Raw genomic sequence first — 19,362 nt, forward strand, 5'->3', positions numbered from 1 at the left:
GGCGGTTGATTTTCCTCGAACAACAGCCTGCCCGTGCTACTTGTCCATACCCAACCGGGACTTGATCGAAAACACAAAGATGTCGCGGATGTACCGCGAAAAGTCCATCTTGGAGTAGCCGCGCACGCGCGGGTGCATCGTCATCGGCACTTCTTTGGCGGAAGCGCCCGCGTCGATCATGCGCACCAGGAACACCGGCACGGCGATGAACGACTTTTCTTTGCGCCACGGGACCGAATCGGGATCGACCTTCAGGAAGATCGCCTTGGTGAACGCGCGATACGACGTCGTGATCTCGGTGATGTGCTTCAGACCCAGCATGGTGCGGATGACGAGGTTCGCCCCCACGCTCAAAATGCGGCGGTGCAGCGGCATCTGGTTGACGCTGCCCGGCACGAAGCGCGAGCCGATCACCACGTCGTAGCCCTCGCGGATGCCCCCCAGCAGCGCGGGGATGTCCGACGGGTTGTGCTGGAAGTCCGCGTCGATCTCGATCAGCACGTCCGCGCCCAGATCGTTGATCGCGTGCGTGAAGCCGCTGTACAGGCCCAAGCCGATGCCGCGTTCGCGCACGTCGAGCAGGTGAACCTTCGGGTTCGCCGCGCCGATCTCGGTCACGATCTCGCGCGTGCCGTCCTGGGAATGGCTGTCGGATACCAGGACTTCCAGGTCGAAGCCTTCACACTTCGGCTGCTGGCTCAAGATATCGGCGATCAGGTCCGCGATGTTGTCTTTTTCGTCGTAGGTAGGAATCACCACGACGACCAGACGCCGGTCCTCGTGGGGGGAAGCTGTGGGTTGGGATTGCACGGGAAATCTCACCTTCTGTTCGCGTAACAGTCGAAGTCACCCCTATTTGTATGAATGCGGGAGCGGCTTCACGATAGACAGTGTGAATAATACCCCAGAGTGCAAAATCCACACCTCCCAATTACGTTTCAAAAAAGTAATCTCTTGCGCGCCAAAAATCCAGCATGACGATGGATCCCCGTGCGGAATGCAGCGCCTCTTTCCGCCCCCTCTACGCCCGGTATGTGGCGCGCGGCGCATACCGCGCCCGGCGCGGCAGGATCGCGCGGACCACGTTCGCCTCGTAGATCACGTCCATCGCCATGTCGTAGGCATCGTTCAGCACGTCTTCGGTCAGCACGGCCTGCGGCGTGCCCAACGTGGTTATGTGCCCGGCTTTCATCACCGCCACGTAGTCGCCATACAACAGCGCGCTGTTGGGATTGTGCGAGGAGATCACGAACGACACGTCCTGGCTCGCCAGATCGGCGATCATTTCCAGCACGGTATGCTGGTTGCGCGGGTCCAGGTGCGCGGTCGGCTCGTCGAGCAGCAGCACGCGCGTTTGCTGCGCCAGCCCGCGCGCAATGAGCGCCAGTTGGCGCTCGCCGCCGCTCAATTCGGTGTAAGCGCGGTTGCGGAACGGGCCAAGCCCCGTCCGCTCGATCGCCTCGTCCACGATCTCGTAGTCGGCGCGTCCCGGCGTGCCCAAAAAGCCCATATGCGGCGTGCGGCCCATCAGCACCACGTCGCGCACGGTATAGGCGAACGCAGGCGCGTGAATCTGCGGGACCAGCCCCACGCGCTGCGCGCGCACGGCGGGCGGCAGGCGGTGCAGAGCTTCGTCACGAAAAAAGACCTCACCCTGCTGAACGTCGCGCACCCCGCTCAGAATTTCGAGCAGCGTCGTTTTGCCACAGCCGTTATGCCCCAGCAGAAACATCACCGACTGCGCCGGAACGGACAGGCTTACGTCGTGCAAGATCTGGCGTTCGGGCGTGTAACGGTAATTGATCGCCTCGGCGCGTAACAGGCTCGGCCCAACTATGGAAGGCAAATTCGCCCCAGCCTCATCATACACGGCCAACGCCCTCCGGCAGCTTGCGCCCCTTCGCCCTGAGGGAGAAGGGGTCGGGGGATGAGGGTTTCCGACATAGGGTCATTTCCATCCGGTTTTATTCACCCGCAAAATGATCAGCAGCAGCGGCGCGCCGACAATGCCCGTGAAGACGCCCAGCGGCACCTCGCCCGGCAGCATCGTGCGCGACAGGGTATCGATCAGCAGCAAAAACACCATACCCATCGCAATCGTCGCCGGGATCAGGCGCAGGTGGCTCGGCCCGACCAGGGTACGCGCGGCGTGCGGCACGACCAGCCCGACCCAGCCGATCACCCCGCCCACCGACACCGCCGCCGCCGTCATCAGCGTGCTGAACAGGATGATGATCACCTTGAGCCGGGTGGGGTTCAGCCCCAACGCCAGCGCCTCGCTGTCTCCCATCGAGAGCACGTTCAGCCGCCAGCGCACCAGCCACAGCGAGATCATGCCCGTGATGGAAATCAACCCCAGCATGGGAAGATCGCGCTGCGTGACGGACGTCAGCCCGCCCATCAGCCAGTACGTGATCGCGGGCAGCGCGTCGAGCGGATCGGCGACATATTTCAACAGGGACGTCAGCGAGGAGAAAAACGACCCGATCACGATTCCGACCAGGGTCAGCATCAGCAGCGGGGCCGTGTGGTACAGGCGGCTGGCGGCGTAGGCCGCCAGCACCGCTAGCATCCCGAAGAAAAACGCGGACATCTGCACTTCCAGCGTGGACCCCTTCAGCAGCAGCATCAGCGCCGCGCCGAAGCCCGCGCCGGACGTCACGCCCAGGATGTTGGAATCGACCAGGGGATTCCGAAAAATCCCCTGGAAGGCCGCCCCGGTCACGGCGAGATTGCCGCCGATGAGCATCGCGGCGGCGATACGCGGCAGGCGCACGCGTATCACGATGTCGTAGGCCAGATCCGGCAAGTCGCTGGCGTTGTGGCCCACGGTCACCCAGTCCGCCAGCGCGCGAACCACATCTCCCGGCGCGATCTCGTATCGCCCCAATCCGATGGTATACACGGCCAGCGGCAGCGGCAGGACCAGCAGCAGAATGTAGAGAACTGCCTGGCGGCGTTCCACACTCATTTGCGCGCCAGGCAGCCGACGAGAAGCCGATCGAATCACGGGCACATGCTCTGCAGGTCAGATTCCGTCACGGTATAGCCATAGAAGCGGCTGTAGAAATTGGTCGCTTCCACCGGGCAGTCGAGATCGACCTGATCCGGGTAGAGCGTTTCCGCCATCCAGATGATGCCCAGGATCGAGTCCGGCACGGGCGTATCCCACGGCGCAACGAGCTTCGGCACGCCGTAGACTTTGCCGTCCTGCACGGCCTTGATGCTCGCCCATTCCGGCGCTGCGAAGGCGTCCGCGCTCGCGCCGCCGTAGGGCGGGAAGAAGATCACGTCAGGATTCCACACCGCGATCTGTTCCAGGTTCACGTCGTTCCAATAGCCGGCCAGATCGCTGGAAACGGACACGCCGCCTGCCGCTTCGATCATCATGGTCTGGTACATGTCGGCGCTGGCTGCGCGCAGCGCATCCGTGCCGGAGAAGTACACGCGCACCGGGTTTTCGATGCCTTCGGTCTGCGCCAGGATGTTCGCCAGCGTTTCGTCGTAATAAGCGTTGAACTCGTCGGCGCGATACGCCGCGTTCGGACCCAAGACCGCCCCCAGCAGGCTCATGGCTTCCTTCAGTTTTTCCGGCGATTCGCCATCGAAGCGGATGATCGCCAGCCCCAGCTCGTCGGCGGCGTCCAGCCAGTCCGTGCGCGCGCTCGCCAGCAGCAGATCCGGCTCCAGCGCGGCCAGTTCTTCGATGTTGGCTTCCTTCTGGCTGAGCGTCGATACGGCGGTCGAGAGCGCGTCAAAGTTCGGATCGATCGCGCGCATGACGTCCTTCGTCGCGTCGCTGTTCACGCCCAGATAGCCCGCCACCACCAGACGATCCCCCGCGCCTACGCCGTAGACGTAGAAGGTCGCCATGCTGTACGGCGACGCGATGCGGCGCACCGGCTGCGGAATGGTGACCGTCATGCCCGCCTGATCGACGATCTCGACCGATTCGGGCAGCGCGCCCTGATCGATGGCAACCTGCTGGCCGTCCGCCGAGACGATGAAGGCCGCGAAGTCCAGCGCCGCCGCATCGATCGGATCGACCGACCCGCCGCACGAATTGGACGCGATCACCCATGCGCCCACGCCGGGCAGCGGCACGTACACGTCGCTGATAAACCCGCACTCAAAGTCCAGTTCCGGCGCGGCAGCGGGATCGTCGGTGAGGATCACGCTCGCGTTGGCGGCACGGCTAAGGATCTCTTCGGAGGACTCGACAAACTCAACATTCAGGGACACATCCGTATGGGCCTCGCCAAACGCCGCCGCCCACGCCTCGACTACGGGCTGCACGGATGTGGGAGCCAGCACGGTCAGGCTGTTCCCCGATTGGGCCACTGCCGGAGCAACGCCGCCCACCAGCAGCGCGATCACCGCCAGAAACAGGGAGAAACGCTTCAACATGGAAAACCTTCCTCAAGGTGCAAAGCATGGTGCAAACGCGCAGATTTGCCCCTGCCCGGAAGCCCACTCCGGACGCAGTGCGACAAACAAAAAGCCGCCAGTAGAGAACTGGCGGCAGCAGACAACACCTTGTTGGGCACCGATTCTCCTTTCCAAGTCTGCCCGAAGGCATCGGGAGGCAGCCGCGTTTCCGCGACTACCCTGCTCGAATTCATCCAGGAATCCGAGGTCCTCGCTTGGAGGCGAGGCGGTGGCGGCCCATGACCGGATACGGTTTTAGGGCGAACCACTCGGAGAAATACAGCTATTCAATTTTGAAGATGTGTGAATGGTATCACAAGAAATACAACCTTACAATGCGAACCTGGGCCGGATCGCTCAGCTTGTCCTGTACAGCCGGACCTGCTCGTCATCGGTCACCTCGACGCGCAGCGTGGGCAGCGCATCCGAGGCCGGGCCGCGCCGGGCCACCCCCGCCGCGTCGTAGCGCGATCCGTGGCATGGGCACACGTAGCCATCCCCCGCCGCGTCCGGCTCGACAGTGCAGCCCAGGTGCGTGCACACCAGACTCATCGCGCGGAAGCCCGCCTCGTCGTGGATCAGCACGGCGGGCACGTCCGGCAGCACGACCGAGGAGCCGGGCGGATAATCCGCCGCTGCGCCCAGCTCGAACACCTCCGGCGGTGCGGTTTCGCCCTGGAAGTCCAAGTAGCGCACCAGCCCGCCCAGGCCCAGCAGGCCGCTGATCCCCAGCAGGCTCTGGGTCACCAGCCTCAAAAAGTCACGGCGCGGCATCTCGTCCATAGCTCTCAGCGCTCCACCGCGTGGCATTCGTGGCACGCCGCCGACGATTGCTCGTCGGGGTCCTGCTGGCAGGCCGCGCCCATCACCGGATTAAACGTGAACGTCTGCCCGGTCGCCTTGCCCACCAGCGTATACGTGCCGTCCGGCATCACGCGCGTATTCCACAGCGGCTCGCCCTGTTCGGTCATCAGGATCGTATCACCCACCTGCAAATCCGTCACGGGATTCAGGAAGGCCAGCTTCAGCGCGAGGTCGTCCTCGTCGGTGATGGTGTACGTCGGCGGCAGTTCGGTCAGCGTGCCGTGACAGGTGCGGCACTGCACGTATTCGATCTCCGCCTGGTTGGAGTGAATGTCGCCGTCGCCCATCGCCTCGGTGCGCGTGTGGCAGTCGATGCAGTCCAGCGTGTATTCACACTGCGTGAACTCCGCGATCGGCTGGTAATAGTCGTGCAGGCGATCGGTCGGCGTGTCGGTCCGCTCGACGAATTCCATCGCGCGCAGGTCGTAGTTGCCCCGGTTGTGGCAGGTGTTGCACTGCGTATAGGGGATCGCGGTCGTCAGACGGTGGACCTGCCGCTCCTCCATACTGCCGATATCCGGCGTGTGGCACGCCGCGCAGCCGGTCAGCCGCGCGTAGGTCTCGCCTTCCGGCGGCTCGGCACTGAGGTGGCACGTCAAGCAGCGTTCCCCAAACGCCTGCACGAACGGATTCGTCTCCGCCGCCGGATCGAACGCGTCAATGGCGAACACGCCCGACTCGCTGGTGATCACCTCGTCCGCGATGGCGTAAATCCCGGTATGCGCGATCAGATCCGGCTGCGCGCCGAACGTGTAGCGGATATTGGCGATCGCCCCGGTATAGGTCGCCTGCACGCTGGTCATCACCCGCTGGATATGGTCGCGCTCGTCGTCGGGATCGCCGCTGTGGCAGTTCGATCCGCCGCACGACTGCTCGACCACCGCCAGATCGGACGGATTCGCGCCGCCGCGCATCGTGCTGTGCGCCAGATCCGCGTCCAGCGCCAGCCGCTCCCCGCCGTGGCAGATCACGCAGCCGAACGTCTCGACCGGGTGCGACGGACTGATCTCCGGCAGATCCACGTGGCAGGTGACGCAGTACTCGGTTTCTCCGGTCAGCGAGGGCGTCAGCCCAACCGGATCGGCGCGGCGAGCGTCCGACCACCATGCAGCAACCAGCGCGGCCAGAAACAGCAGCGACGCAAGCGCGATATACCGGCGCACCATCATTTACATGCCTCCCAGCCAGCCGAGCACGGTCAGCACGACGACGCCCAGCGCGACGATGCCCAGCACGCCCTGCGCGATCCGCCCGGAGCGCGGAAACCACTGCCCCAGTTCCGCGTCGGCGGGGCGCGGCAGCACGTACGGAATCGCGGCCAGCACGATCAGCACGATCAGCGGCACGGCGACGCCCCACACGAACGGATCGCCCCAGCCCAGCATGTGCTGCACCCACAGGAAGAACCACGGCGCGCGCGCATCAGGGGACGGCGCGCTGATGTCCGTAATCGGCGCGGCGATGGGCGCGGGCACGAACGCCGCCAGCACGATCAGAATCGCGCCAGCGACCAGCATGGCGAGCACTTCACGCCGCACCAGCTCGTAACGCGTGATGCGCGCCGGATCGGGACGCAGCGTCGGCGGCGGGACCGCAATGCCGCCGTTGCGCCGCACTTTGAAGATGTGCCAACCCGTGAAAAAGATCGCCACCAGCCCCAGCCCGAGGATGTGCCACGCGTAAAAGCGGGTCAGCGTGGCGGGGCCGGGCCGCGTCCCGCCGACGGTCACGCGGTACAGCGTCTCGCCCACGCCGGGGATCGACTTGATCAGGTTCGTGCCGACCACCAGCGCCCACTGCACGCCTTGATCCCAACGCAGCACATAGCCCGTGAAGTCCAGCAGGATCAGCGCCACGAACAGGATCAGGCCCAGCAGGTGGTTGAAACGGCGCGGCGGCGCGTAGGCCCCGGTCATCACGACGCGCACGAGGTGCACCGTCGCCACGACCAGCAAAAGCTGTGCCGCCCAGTAATGCACCCCGCGCACTAGCCCGCCGAGCGCGACGTGATACGTCAGCGTCTGGACGGAGAGCGCGGCCTCGTCCGGCGTCGGCACGTAGTAGAACATTTCCAGCGCGCCCGTGATGCCCAGCACCAGCACCAGGAAGATCGCCGTGCCGCCCGCACCCAGCGTGTAACGCCACCGGGACTGCTGGGCGGGAATCGTCGGCGGGTGTAGATGGTGAAAGAAGTTTGGACGCATCGGGAGTATTTGTTTGTAGGGGCGTATCGTTAACGCCCCTGCGGAAACCACAGTCTAGGTTGTCGAGATATTGTACCGGCTGTCGCGCGGCAGCGCATAGGCGCTCCGTAGGGGCGTGGCTTGCTCCGCCCGTTTTTCCGTCGAAAAACAACGCCTGTGTAGGGGCGTATTGCGATACGCCCCTACCGAAACCGTTCTATGCTGCGATCACGCTTCCGCCGGGCGCGCGCCGTCGAGGGCGGGCGCAGGCGCGGCCTTCGCGGCGCGTTCCACGGCATACGTCTCTTCATACACCGGGAAGTACCGCGCGATCAGGCTGTATACCAGCACCACGCCGGACAGCACACCCACCAGCAGCGCGACTTCCATCCAGTGCGGCGTATAGCTCGCCCCGCTGGCCTTCATGCCGAACCACGTCACGTCGAAGCGGTTCAGGATCACGCCGCCCAGCACCAGCGACGCCCCGAACAACGACGCCGCACGGCTGGTGCGCACCTGCTTCATGGCGAACAGCATGATCGGGATTGCCGCGCCGATGATCAGTTCCGTCCAGAACAGTGCCGTATAGCGCCCGCCCTCGGTCAGCAGATCGAGTTCGTTGGCGATGATCAGCTCGCCGAACTTCAGCACGAGGTAGAAGCCCAGGATCCACGGCAGAAACCAGCTCAACTGCGAGAGCGTCTTGATCTTCAAGCTCCGCCCGAACAGCCAGTAGCTGACCGTCGCCCCGGCGAGGACCATCGAGATCCCCGCCGCCAGCGAGCTGACCAGGAAGAATACCGGCAGCAGCATCGAGTACCACAGCGGGTGCACGCGCGGCGACATGATCACGAACAGCGTGCCGAGCGACGACTGGTGCATGGTCGAGAGCGTCACGCCCACGATCACCAGCGGGATCAGGTACTTCTTGATCGTCGGCAGCAGCCACTTCAGCCGCGAGTTTTGCAGCAGCACCGGGCTGAACTCGTAGATCAGGATCGTCGAGTAGGCGGCGATACACCAGCTCACTTCCAGCAGCGCCGAGCTGAAGTTCGGGTGCAGGAACACGTTATAGAAGCGGTCCCAGCGCCCCAGGTCGAAAAGCAAAATCACCAGCACGGAGCTGTAGCCGAGCAGCCCGGCCAGCACGGTCGGACGCACGGCGGCATGCAGGCTGTCGAACTGGAAAACGTACACCAGCGCGGCCAGCGTAAACGCCCCGCCCGACAGCGCCACCGTCGCCAGGTCGAAGCTGATCCAGATGCCCCAGGGTGACTCGTCCGTCAGGTTGGTGGTCGGCCCCAGGCCCACCGCCATACGGTAGAGGCCCACGCCGATCCCGAAGGCGGCAATCGCGGCCAGCACATAGATGAACTTGGGCATGGCGCGCAGTTCGGCAATCACTCGTCGTAAAATCATTCGTGGTCCTCCCCGGCGTGCGCATGTTCAGCCTCGCGGCGCTCCGCGGCGGCCTCTTCCTTCAGATGTTTGATGGTCAGGTACGCGCCGGACAGCCCAACGAGCATCGCCCCGGCGACCAGCGGCGTGCCTTCCGTCACCAGCCGGTTCGAGTAGGCCGGGGACGACGTGCCCGCCATGGGGAAGCCCAGTTCCTCGAACGGCACGGGCGAGATATAGAGCGTCGCCGTGCCGCCGTTTTCTTCTTCGCCGTAGACGTGGTTGACGTACTTGCCGGGATTCTCGTTGATCATGCGGTGCGCTTCGGCCAGCATATCCTCGTACAGCCCGAAGCGGATCGCCCCGGTGGGGCACGTCGTGGCGCAGGCGGGCTGCTGGCCCTCGTCCAGGCGGGCGGCGCACATGTCGCACTTCACCACCAGCGGCAGCGTCGCTTCCCACTCATAGTTGGGCACTTCGAACGGGCACGCGTACATGCAGTAGCGGCAGCCGATGCAGATATCTTTGTCGTAGGTGACGATGCCTTCCTCGTTGCGGTGCAGCGCGCCCACCGTACACGCCGACGCGCACGAGGGGTCTTTGCAGTGCATGCAGTGGTAGGGCACGGTGTAGCGCTTCAGGTCGGGGAAGGTCCCCGTGACGCCCGTCTCTTCGATCCAGATGCGCGTCGTGTCCATCGAAACGTTGTTCTGTACACTGCACGACACCATGCAGGTACGGCAGTCGATGCACAGCGAGGCGTCGATCAGAAAGCCATAATGCGGCGCGGTGATTTCGTGAGCCATAAGGTTTTATACCTTTCGGATCGTGACGAACGTCTGGGTCAGCGCCTGGCTGCCGCTGGCCGGATCGGTGTAGGTGACGTGCAGCACGGAGTCGCTCGCGCCCACGCCGTACGCGGTGGTCAGCCCCTTGGAGAGATGGCCGTAACCGGGCGTCATGTACACGCAGTCGGGCCGGATGCCGGGCGTCGGCAGCAGGCGGACGTGCACCTGCCCCACCTCGCTCGTGACCTCCACCCAATCGTCGGCCTTCAGCCCGCGATCCGCCGCCACGTGATCGTTGATCCACAGGCGCGGCTCGTCCGCATACTTGAACAGAAGCTGGTTGTTCTGCGAGGCGAACTGCGTCGCCTGCGCGACCTTGCCCGTCAGCAGGTAGAACTGCCCGTCGCCCGGCTCCGGCGGCGCGTCCCAGGTGGGCACGCCGGGGAACCCGACCTTCGCCAGCGTATCGGAGAAGATCTCGATCTTGCCGCTGGGTGTGTCCCACGCGTATTCCGGCTCCGCTTCTTCTGACGCGGGCAGATCGATGTACCCCGTCTCGCGCATGTCATCCAGCGTCACGCCGAGCGGCGCAAGCTGCTGGTTGATGTAGTCCTCTTCGTCTTCGTACTGGAAGTAATCGCCCAGGCCCAGACGCTCACCAAGCTGCTTGTAGATCCACAGCGCGGACTTGGCGTCGCCCTGCGGCTCGATGGTCGGCTGGCGCAGATACACGCGGTTGCCCACCGGCAGCAGCGGATCGTAGCGCTCCAGGTACGACGCTTCCGGCAGCACCACGTCGGAGAACCACGCCGTGTCGTTCAGCATGATGTCCACCGTGACGATGAAGTCCATCTTCTCGAACGCCGCCAGCGTCTTGCTGCGATCCGGCAGCGACATGACCGGGTTCTGGCGCGAGATGAACCAGCCGTGCGCCTCGTAGGGCTGCCCGGTCAGGATGCTGTCGCGCAGTTCCTGGAACACGCCGATCTTCAGCGGCACGACCGGGAACTTGTACGGCACGCCGTCCAGGCGCAGCGCCGATACACGCGGGTACGGCGGCTGTTCCGGTTTGCCCAGCCCGCCGCTCGATTCGCCCGCCGAGGCGCGCATGGTGACGTTCCAGTTGCCGACCAGCGCGTTCAGGATGGCGATGGCGCGCTCCGTCTGGAACGAGTTGATGAAGTTGGACGTGCGCCAGCCGTTGTGCGCCAGCGCGTGCGGCGCGGCAGCGGCGAACTCGCGCGCGATGCGCCGGATCGTATCGGCGGAGAGTTCGGTCAGCGGCGCGGCCCATTCGGGCGTGAAGGGCGCCACTTCCGCCGCCAGCTCGTCGAAGCCGATGGTGTAGCGCTCCACGAAACGGTGATCGTACAGGTCTTCGGTCACGATCACGTTCAGCAGCGCGAGATGGAACGCCAGATCCGTGCCGGGCTTGATCGGCAGCCACTCGGTTGCTTTGGCCGCCGTCTTGGTGAAGCGCGGATCGAGGTACACGACCTTCATACCGCGCTGGATGGCCCGGCTCAGATCGCCCGTCTCCGAGGTCGAGATCGCCTCGAACAGGTTGCGCCCGGTCAGGATCACGTATTGCAGATCCGCGTCGTAGATGCGCTCCGGCTCTTCCATGCCATACGTCATCGTGTTGGCGACGATCATCGCGTTGAAGCACAGGCTGCGCTGTGTGCCGTAATTGGGCGATCCGTACGCATAGAGCAGGTTTTCGAACTGCACCTGGCTGAGGTTGTGCGTGGACGAAAAGACCATCGCCTCCGGCCCGTACGTGTCCTTGATTTCCTGCATCTTGCTGGCGACGAGATCGAGCGCCTCTTTCCACGACGCCTTGCGGAACTTGCCCTCGCCGCGCTTGCCCACGCGGATCAGCGGTGTCAGCACGCGGTCGGGATCGTAAGTGTTCATCAGTCCCGACTGGCCTCGCACGCACAGCCGCCCGCGCGAATGGGGATGTTCGGGGTTGCCTTCCAGCTTGACGACGCGCCCGCCTTCGACCTTCGCCAGCAGGCCGCAGCGCCACACGCACATCTCGCACATCGACGGCACGACGCCATCGCCGTGCGCGTTGATCAGGCCCGCGTCGCGCGCCGCCTGCGCCACCGGCAGGTCGCCAATCGCCAGCGCACCCGCCGTGATCGCGCTTAACTTTATAAAGCCTCGTCTTGAAAGTGCTGTTAAAGCCTGAGTCATTCGGAATCTCCAGTCCTCAAAGGTCAGTTGTTTTCAGACAGCGGCACGATGAAAACTGGTTAACTCTTCGCCTTGCGCTGCAGCCCCGCCCGGTCGATCAGGTAGAACAGGAAGGTCGCCATCAGCGCGAAGAAAACGACCGTCAGGAACGGACTGAGATCCCACAGATCCGGGATGACCGTCGCGCCGTAGTTGGCGATCTTCGAAATGGAGGGAAACACGTCCTGGTACGTCAGGCCGTATAGTCCCGCGCCCACCAGGAAGCCCGCCACACCGGGGATCAAATAGTCGAGCTTACCCTCGCCCGCGCCCGCTGCGCAGGTGCCGGGGCAGTAGCCGCTGAGTGCCATGCCGACGCCGAACAGCAGCCCGCCGACCAGATTCCCCACGACGTACGTCGCCGGGACGTTCGGGAAGGTCACCAACCCCATGCCGCGCAGCAGGTACAGCCCGCTCATGGACACCACCAGCGCGGTCATCATGAACTTGAGCACGGCCATGTCGGTGAAGCGGAAGACGTTCACGATCTTGTGATACTTGGTCAGTCCGGCCTTGTTCAGCGCGAACCCAAACCCCACACCCAGCAGCAGCGCCGCGATATCGCTTGACATGATTAGTATCTCCTGCGGTAAATCACCATCGCGGTGACGATGCCCGAAAGGAACATTCCGGCGATGAACAGATAGGCGGACGGAGCGAGCAGCATCCCGCCCGAAATGGCGAGGCCGCTGGTGCAGCCGCCCGCGATCCCGGCGGCATATTCGAGGATGATCGCGCCGACGAAGGCCAGCACCCAGCGCTTCCACGTCTGCGGGCCAAAGATGCTTTTCCACTGCGCGTCGCTGTTGACGGATTCCTTTTTGCCCCACTGCAGCGTGCCGCTGGTGGCCGCGCCGAGCATCCCGCCGAAAAACATGCCGATCACCAGCACCACGCCCCAGGTGATGCCGGGCGGCATGATGTAGTTGAAGTACAGGTTGTCAAACGTCTTGGGCGCGACGGCATCACCGATCATGCCGACCACGTTCTCGAACGCGCCCGACGCGCCCAACAGGGTGTTGCTCAAAGCGACGGACAAAATGCCCACGATGCCGAGCAGCGTTCCGGCCACGTAGGGCGACCATTCGTCGCGGCGGATATAATTCAGAATGAAGCGCATGGGTTACTCCTCCGTCTCGTCCGAGACGACCGAGTCGATCAGGCCGATGACTTTGTCCGCTTTCTTGGGGTTTTCGATGATGCGGCGCAGCGTCTGGCGCGTCTGGACCTTCAGCCGGGCCAGCGCGGGCAGCATGTCCACCACGTCCGCCGGGTAGGTCGCGCTCGTCTCCACCGGGAGCGGCTTTTCGGCGCTGGCACTGATATGCATCTCGTTGTAGACGACGAACCCGCCGCCGCCCACCAGCATCAGCCCGATCAGCCCGGCCAGCACGATATTGCCCCAGTTGGTCGGGTGCTTGCCCAGCACGATCTCGTCGTAGCGTTCGACATAGTCCACCACGTTGGGATCGTTGAGGTCGATCTGGTTGTTCGCGGGAATATTCGTCGTGATGTGCTCGACCACGGACGGCGCAGCGGATTCCGTCGAGTCGTCCACCGTGGCCTCGCCGCCGGACGTATCACCAGCGGGCGTATCGGCTGCCGGGGCCGCCGGGCCCGACCCGGACGACAGGCTCGCCAGATCGATGCCGAGTTCGTCGGCGTAAACCTGGGCGCGCGCGTCGAGATCGTCGGCATGGCACATCTGGCATGACGCGTTGATGTCCGAGAGCGGATCGACCATGCCCGTATGCGCAGCATCCATATCGGTCGCCTGCTGGTTGCCCGCGTGGCAGATGTAGCAGAAGTCCCCAAACGCGTGCGATTCGTGCCAGCCCGTGCCGTCACTATTGACCGGCATCTCGCCCTGCACCTCGTGGCAGCTTTTGCACGAGGACGCCTGCGAGCCGCACTGCGCCGCCGCGGGCTGGGATGGGATCATCCAGAACACCGCGGCGGTCAGGATCAGCACGAGGCCAAAGGAAGATAAAAGGAACGGCGATCTTTTGTAAAGCATTTATTTCCCCCTCACCACAAAGTGATCCGCACAAACAGGGCCGTGGTCATCATTCGACCTCGTCCATCAGGCTGGCGCGATGGGCAAGCCGGTCGCGCAAGATCGATCGCAGGATGTCAAGAGCTTCAATCAGGCGCGGATCCGCGAGATGGTACTGAACGCTCGTTCCCTGCCGCACGGTGCGGACCAGCCCGCGATCTTTAAGCACCTTCAGGTGGCGCGAGGTTGACGACTGGGGGATATCCAACTCCTCCGCCAGATCGCCCACGTTGCGCGGGGCGTCGTTGAGTGCATATAGAATCAAGATGCGAGTGGGATCGGCGAAGGCCGAACACAGGTCGGCTTCCATCTGCGAGACTTCACGTGCGAGGGACTGCTCAATCATGACGACTCCTTACATCCTGGGCATTCATCCGCATGAGCGGATATACCAATACTCGTATATTAGGCTTTTAGGGTGAATCGCAGCAGTGTGATCTATCACGCGGGGTGCGTGAAGAATGACACAATCGCCGTTCGATACTCTGTTTGCCCGTCCTGCGCCCCTTATGCGCCATGCGCTAACCCTGGTCGCCCGTGCTCCTGTGCAGCTTGCCCCAACAAATTGCCCGCAATCTCGGCATTCCACCTGCTAGACAACGCGCGAATCTGTCATATAATGAAAGCAAAGGTATATACCACCCTATACCAATAAACAGACTTAAAAAGAGCCGCCCATGACGATTGACCGCGATTCCACCGTTCCGCTCTACATCCAGCTCAAAGAGCACCTACGCCAGCAGATCGAAAACGGGTCCTACGCGCCCGGCTCGCGCCTCCCCTCCGAGCGCGAACTGGCCGACACGTTCCAGGTCAGCCGCATGACTGCGCGCCAGGCGATCCGCCTGCTGGCAACGGATGGCTTCATCTCCGCGCACGTCGGCAAAGGGACGTTTGTGCTCAAGCCCCGCATCGATCAAGAGCTTCTGCTGCTGACCAGCTTCACCGAAGACATCCGCCAGCGCGGCATGACGCCTCGCAGCCGCATCATCCGCGCGGGCATCGAGCGCGCCAATCAGGAAGAGGCGGAACAGCTCAAAGTCTCCGAAGGCGCAGAAGTGATCATGCTCAGCCGCGTGCGTCTGGCGGACGAAGATCCGATCGCCTGGGAGATCTGCACCATCAACCACCGCATGTGCCCCGGCATCCTCGACCGCCACAACTTCGGCCAGGACTCGCTATATCAGGTCATGCGGGACGAATACGGCATCCGGCTGCTGTGGGCCGACCAGCTCATCAGCGCGCGTATGCCCTCGCGGGAGGAGCGGGAAGCGTTAGACCTGGACACGAAAACGCCGGTGCTCAGCCTGACGCGCGTCACCTACACCGATCACGATCAGCCCGCCGAGTATGTGCGCTCGGTCTACCGCTGCGACCGGTACCAGCTTCGAACCATCTTGCGCTATACGAACGGATAAACCATGACCGATCAACTTCATTTACAAGGCGCGGAAGCCTATATGACGGCGGTTCAGGAACGGCTTGATGCCATCGTGCACAGCCAGTCCGAAGGGATCGATCGCGCCGCCACCGTGCTGGTGCAGGCCATCCGTGACGGCGGCCAGATTTACCTGTTTGGCACGGGCCATTCGCACATGCTGGCCGAAGAAGGGCACTACCGCGCAGGGGGATTGGCGGCGGTCTGCCCGGTGCTCGCCTCCAGCCTGATGCTGCACGAGGGTGCAGTCGCCAGCACGCAGCTTGAGCGCACCAGCGGGTTGGGTCCCATCGTGCTGTCGCGCTACCAGCCCGCGCCGCCCGACGTGCTCGTGATCTTTTCCAACAGCGGCGTGAACGCGGTCCCGGTCGAAACCGCCGCCGCGGCGAAGGAACTCGGCCTGACCGTGATCGCGGTCGTCGCGCGGGACTACGCCGCCCGCGCGGTCGCCGGACCCAGTGGGCAAAAGCTGACCGACATCGCAGACATTTTGCTGGACAACCAGGGCGTACCGGGTGATGCCCTGGTAACCATCGGAAGCAGCGATCTGCGCGTCGGCCCGCTCTCGACCATCGCCGGGGCGTTCCTCCTGAACGCTATCCTGACCGAAGTCGCGTGGCGGCTCTACGAAGATGGCGAAACGCCGCCCATCTATATCAGCGCCAACATGCCCGGCGCAAAGGCGCACAACGACGCGCTCATCGAAAAATACCGGCTGCGCAACCCGCATCTGTGATGCGCGGCCCTTTCTTTGGCACTAGTCGGGTGATTCACCCGTCCACTGCAAAAAGTCGCCTTAGGTAGTGTGTAAAGGAGCCTGTTATGAGAAGCAAGTTCGCCCACGTCCTCGTCCTGCTGCTGATCGCAGCTATGGTAATCCCCGCCATCCCGGCCCAGGCACGGCAGGATAAGGTCCAACTCACGCTCTGGCACATGGAAGGGACCACGAACCGCATCGAGCGCATCCAGACCCTGCTCGATGAGTTCAACGCCTCGCAGTCCGAGATCGAAGTCACCCAGGAACCGCAAAACTGGGGCGAGATCTACACCAAGGCTCCCGCCGCTATCGCAGCCGGGAACGCGCCCGATATGCTGTTCGCCATCCCCGACTTCACCCCGATCCTGAAGGACCTGGGCGCGGTTCAGCCCGTGGAAGATTTTGTGGCCGAGCTGGACGCCGAGCACCCGTTCTACCCGGCGATGGTCGAGCAGTACACCTACGACGACCACACCTGGGCCGTGCCGCTGTACAACATGGCGCAGAACATGTGGTATCGCAAGAGCGTCCTCGAAGCCGCCGGGATCGAAGTGCCGACGACCTGGGACGAGTGGCTGGCCGCTGCCGAAGCGCTGACCACTGACGAGCAGTACGGCGTGGGCCTGCCCGCCGCCAAGAACCTCTACACCGATCAGGTGGTGTACGACTTCATGATCGGCGCGGGCGCGTCCGAAATCTACAACGACGACGGCTCGCTGCGCTTCAACAACCCCGAGACGGTCGAAGCGTACGACATGTACAACCAGCTGCTCCAGTACTCGCCCGCCGACAGCCCCAACTGGGCCTGGGGTGAGGCCGAAGCCTGCTTCGCCAACGCCACCTGCGCAATGGTGATCCAGTTCACCGTCATCAGCACCTACGACACGCAGGCCGAAGGCGACGCCGCCGACCTGGGTGTTGCGCCCATCCCCTACAAGGAAGGCGTCGAAGATCCGGGCACGATCGCGTACGCCAACGCCGTCATGCTGCTGACCGACGATCCGGCCAAGCAGGAAGCTGCGAAGACCTTCATCAGCTGGCTGCTCCAGCCCGAGAACTATGGCCGCTTCCTGAACATGGAACCGGGCCTGTTCCTGCCGGTGACCGAAGACGGCGCGACCGCTGACAGCTTCTGGGAAGATCCGCTGGTAGTCAAGTACCACGATCAGGTCCAGACCATGATCGACAACTCGACCAGTGGCCGCCTGTTCGGCTTCACGAGCGGCAGGACGTTCCCCAGCATCGCCTCGATCTCCGCGCAGAACCTGCTGGCGCAGACGCTTCAGTTGGTCGCCATCGACGGCAAACCGGCGGCGGATGCCGTAGCCGAAGGGCAGTCCATCATGGAGTCTGCTATCGAAGACTAAGCCTGGCTTATAAGGCAGCCGGGGGAGCGGACCGCTCCCCCGGCGTGTTGTACGGGAGACACCATGAGGGAAATCACGCACGACGAGGCGCCCGTACGGCGGCGATCGAACTGGCGGGCGGAATGGTTCAGGACCGAAACGCTGATGGGGTACGCCTTCGTGCTGCCCTTGATGCTGTGGCTGGCCGGGACCATCCTCTATCCACTGATCGCGTCGGTCGATCTGAGCCTCCAGAACATCAAGATCATCGGCTCGCCGGGCGAATATGTCGGCCTGGAAAACTACCAACGCGCGCTGGAATCGCCCGACTTCCGCGACGCGCTCAAAAACAGCGGCGTGTGGGTCGTGGCGAACGCGGTCATACAAACCGTGCTGGCGTTCGGCGCGGCGGTGATCCTCAAGCAGCGCTTTAAGGGCAACGGCATCGCGCGTATCTGGATCATCCTCTCGTGGGTCGTGCCGACGGTCGTCGTGGTGATCATCTGGCGCTGGCTGCTGAGCGCATCCGGCGGCGTGGTGAACTACCTGCTGGTCAATCTGGGGCTGGCCGATAAGCCCGTGGGCTTTTTCTCGACCGGTAACATGGCCTTTTTCACGGTGATCATGATCAACTCGTGGCGCTGGTTCCCCTTCAACGCGGTGATCCTGCTGGCGGGCTTGCAGCGCATCCCCGAAGAACTGTACGAAGCCGCCTCGGTAGACGGCGCGACCACGCTCAAGAAGCTGCGCTACATCACGCTGCCCAGCTTGCAGCCGGTGCTGTTCGTGATGGGCTTGATCGGCACGCTGCTGTCGTTCAACGTCTTCGACGTGATCTGGCTGCTGACGGCGGGCGGGCCGTCCGGCGCGACGACCACGCTGCCCGTCCTGATCTACGAGACGGCCTTCAAGCGCTACCGGCTCAGTCAGGCCGCCGCGATGTCGGTCATCACCGGGGTGATCCTGCTGGTGTTCGCCGCCATTTTCATTCGCTTCATGTCGCCCGCCGCCGATGCCGAGGAGGACTGATCGATGACGCCCCGTCTGCGCCACAACCTTGTGCTCGGCATTTCGCTTTTCCTGCTGATGGCGTTCATCCTCGCGCCGTTTTACTGGATCTTCTCGTCGTCGATCAAATCGCCGCAGGAGATCATTTCCGCCACGCCGACCTTAGTCCCGCACTCGTTCACGCTGGAACATTACGACAAGCTGCTGAACGAATCGGCCTTCCCCACCTATCTAAAGAACAGCCTGCTCGTCGCGGTGGGCACGATGGCGATCACGGTCATTCTCTCCACGCTGGCCGCCTACGGCCTCTACCGCCTGCGTTTTCCGGGCCGGATTATGCTGTTCCGCATCATCCTGATCACCTATGCGTTCCCCGGCGTGCTGCTGCTCGTGCCCATGTACCAGATGATGAGCAAGCTCAAGCTGGTGGACAGTCTCGAATCGCTGGTGATCGTCAACGTCACGCTCTCCGCGCCGTTCGCGGTGTGGATGCTTCAGGCGTTTTTCCGCACCATCCCGCGCGAGCTTGAGGAAGCCGCCGCCCTCGACGGCGCGACGCGCCTGGGCATCATCGTGCGCATCATGCTGCCGCTGGCCGCGCCCGGCGTGGCGAGCATCGCTATTTTCGCGTTCATCATGTCGTGGACGGAATACCTCTTTTCGTCCATCCTTATCATCAGCGAGGCCAACCGCACGCTGCCGGTCGGGCTGGCGGGCATCATCGGCCAGTACCAGATCGATTGGGGCTTCGTGCTGGCAGGCGCAACCGCCACGACGCTGCCCGTGCTGGTCTTGTTCGGCCTCGTGGGGCGTAATTTCGTAGAAGGGCTGACCGCCGGAGCGGTCAAATAGGTC

At 63.6% G+C, this 19,362-nt stretch carries 19 protein-coding genes and 1 riboswitch; of the genes, 5 read left to right on the top strand and 14 right to left on the bottom strand.

The genetic code is table 11. The annotated features are described in order from the left end of the window. Positions 1 to 36: 36 nt before the first annotated feature. The 14 genes from V7116_RS09890 to V7116_RS09955 form a co-directional block, all read right to left on the bottom strand. Positions 37 to 810 (bottom strand): glycosyltransferase, encoded by a 774-nt coding sequence (locus V7116_RS09890; RefSeq protein WP_324391753.1) that lies wholly within the window; start codon positions 808 to 810, stop codon positions 37 to 39. Between the two features lie 211 nt (positions 811 to 1,021). After that, on the bottom strand, positions 1,022 to 1,846 hold the full coding sequence (locus V7116_RS09895) for an ABC transporter ATP-binding protein (protein ID WP_324391754.1): 825 nt from the start codon (positions 1,844 to 1,846) through the stop codon (positions 1,022 to 1,024). A 102-nt stretch (positions 1,847 to 1,948) separates the two neighbouring features. Further along, positions 1,949 to 2,971 (bottom strand): FecCD family ABC transporter permease, encoded by a 1,023-nt coding sequence (locus tag V7116_RS09900; RefSeq protein WP_324391755.1) that lies wholly within the window; start codon positions 2,969 to 2,971, stop codon positions 1,949 to 1,951. Between the two features lie 35 nt (positions 2,972 to 3,006). Continuing rightward, a complete protein-coding gene (locus tag V7116_RS09905; RefSeq protein ID WP_324391756.1) occupies positions 3,007 to 4,407 on the bottom strand; it encodes an ABC transporter substrate-binding protein in 1,401 nt (466 codons plus the stop codon). Between the two features lie 129 nt (positions 4,408 to 4,536). Beyond that, positions 4,537 to 4,715: riboswitch (molybdenum cofactor riboswitch) on the bottom strand. Between the two features lie 70 nt (positions 4,716 to 4,785). Continuing rightward, positions 4,786 to 5,211: a QcrA and Rieske domain-containing protein gene (locus V7116_RS09910; RefSeq protein ID WP_324391757.1), complete on the bottom strand. Its 426-nt coding sequence runs from the start codon at positions 5,209 to 5,211 to the stop codon at positions 4,786 to 4,788. Between the two features lie 5 nt (positions 5,212 to 5,216). Beyond that, positions 5,217 to 6,461, bottom strand: coding sequence for a multiheme c-type cytochrome (locus V7116_RS09915; protein ID WP_324391758.1), 1,245 nt, complete (start codon positions 6,459 to 6,461; stop codon positions 5,217 to 5,219). Continuing rightward, the gene (locus V7116_RS09920; protein ID WP_324391759.1) at positions 6,462 to 7,496 is read right to left on the bottom strand and encodes a cytochrome b N-terminal domain-containing protein; all 1,035 of its coding nucleotides are present in this window, start codon (positions 7,494 to 7,496) and stop codon (positions 6,462 to 6,464) included. It abuts the gene before it with no gap. Between the two features lie 207 nt (positions 7,497 to 7,703). Continuing rightward, positions 7,704 to 8,894 carry an NrfD/PsrC family molybdoenzyme membrane anchor subunit gene (nrfD, locus tag V7116_RS09925; protein ID WP_324391760.1) on the bottom strand — a complete coding sequence of 397 codons (1,191 nt, stop codon included), beginning with the start codon at positions 8,892 to 8,894 and terminating at the stop codon, positions 7,704 to 7,706. Next, entirely contained in the window at positions 8,891 to 9,679 is a 789-nt protein-coding gene (locus V7116_RS09930; protein WP_324391761.1) for a 4Fe-4S dicluster domain-containing protein, read from the bottom strand. The genes nrfD and V7116_RS09930 overlap by 4 nt, the downstream gene beginning before the upstream one ends. Positions 9,680 to 9,685: 6 nt before the next feature. After that, the gene (locus V7116_RS09935) at positions 9,686 to 11,863 is read right to left on the bottom strand and encodes a molybdopterin-dependent oxidoreductase (protein WP_324391762.1); all 2,178 of its coding nucleotides are present in this window, start codon (positions 11,861 to 11,863) and stop codon (positions 9,686 to 9,688) included. Between the two features lie 59 nt (positions 11,864 to 11,922). Then, positions 11,923 to 12,474, bottom strand: coding sequence for a YeeE/YedE thiosulfate transporter family protein (locus V7116_RS09940; RefSeq protein WP_119070752.1), 552 nt, complete (start codon positions 12,472 to 12,474; stop codon positions 11,923 to 11,925). Positions 12,475 to 12,476: 2 nt separating this feature from the next. Beyond that, positions 12,477 to 13,022: a YeeE/YedE thiosulfate transporter family protein gene (locus V7116_RS09945; RefSeq protein WP_324391763.1), complete on the bottom strand. Its 546-nt coding sequence runs from the start codon at positions 13,020 to 13,022 to the stop codon at positions 12,477 to 12,479. A gap of 3 nt (positions 13,023 to 13,025) precedes the next feature. Then, positions 13,026 to 13,919, bottom strand: a complete 894-nt coding sequence (locus V7116_RS09950) for a hypothetical protein (RefSeq protein WP_324391764.1) — start codon at positions 13,917 to 13,919, stop codon at positions 13,026 to 13,028. A 49-nt stretch (positions 13,920 to 13,968) separates the two neighbouring features. Further along, positions 13,969 to 14,304, bottom strand: a complete 336-nt coding sequence (locus tag V7116_RS09955) for an ArsR/SmtB family transcription factor (RefSeq protein WP_324391765.1) — start codon at positions 14,302 to 14,304, stop codon at positions 13,969 to 13,971. A gap of 331 nt (positions 14,305 to 14,635) precedes the next feature. Here V7116_RS09955 and V7116_RS09960 point away from each other — a divergent pair, with 331 nt between their 5' ends. From V7116_RS09960 to V7116_RS09980, 5 genes are all read left to right on the top strand, one after another. Beyond that, entirely contained in the window at positions 14,636 to 15,376 is a 741-nt protein-coding gene (locus V7116_RS09960) for a GntR family transcriptional regulator (protein WP_324391766.1), read from the top strand. Positions 15,377 to 15,379: 3 nt separating this feature from the next. Continuing rightward, a complete protein-coding gene (locus V7116_RS09965; RefSeq protein ID WP_324391767.1) occupies positions 15,380 to 16,132 on the top strand; it encodes an SIS domain-containing protein in 753 nt (250 codons plus the stop codon). 86 nt (positions 16,133 to 16,218) lie between these two features. Next, entirely contained in the window at positions 16,219 to 17,520 is a 1,302-nt protein-coding gene (locus V7116_RS09970) for an ABC transporter substrate-binding protein (RefSeq protein ID WP_324391768.1), read from the top strand. A gap of 63 nt (positions 17,521 to 17,583) precedes the next feature. Beyond that, the gene (locus tag V7116_RS09975; RefSeq protein WP_324391769.1) at positions 17,584 to 18,528 is read left to right on the top strand and encodes a carbohydrate ABC transporter permease; all 945 of its coding nucleotides are present in this window, start codon (positions 17,584 to 17,586) and stop codon (positions 18,526 to 18,528) included. 3 nt (positions 18,529 to 18,531) lie between these two features. Beyond that, on the top strand, positions 18,532 to 19,359 hold the full coding sequence (locus V7116_RS09980) for a carbohydrate ABC transporter permease (RefSeq protein WP_324391770.1): 828 nt from the start codon (positions 18,532 to 18,534) through the stop codon (positions 19,357 to 19,359). Positions 19,360 to 19,362 lie beyond the last annotated feature (3 nt).

Origin of the sequence: Aggregatilinea sp., assembly GCF_036822615.1 — a bacterium.
Lineage (GTDB): Bacteria > Chloroflexota > Anaerolineae > Aggregatilineales > Aggregatilineaceae > Aggregatilinea.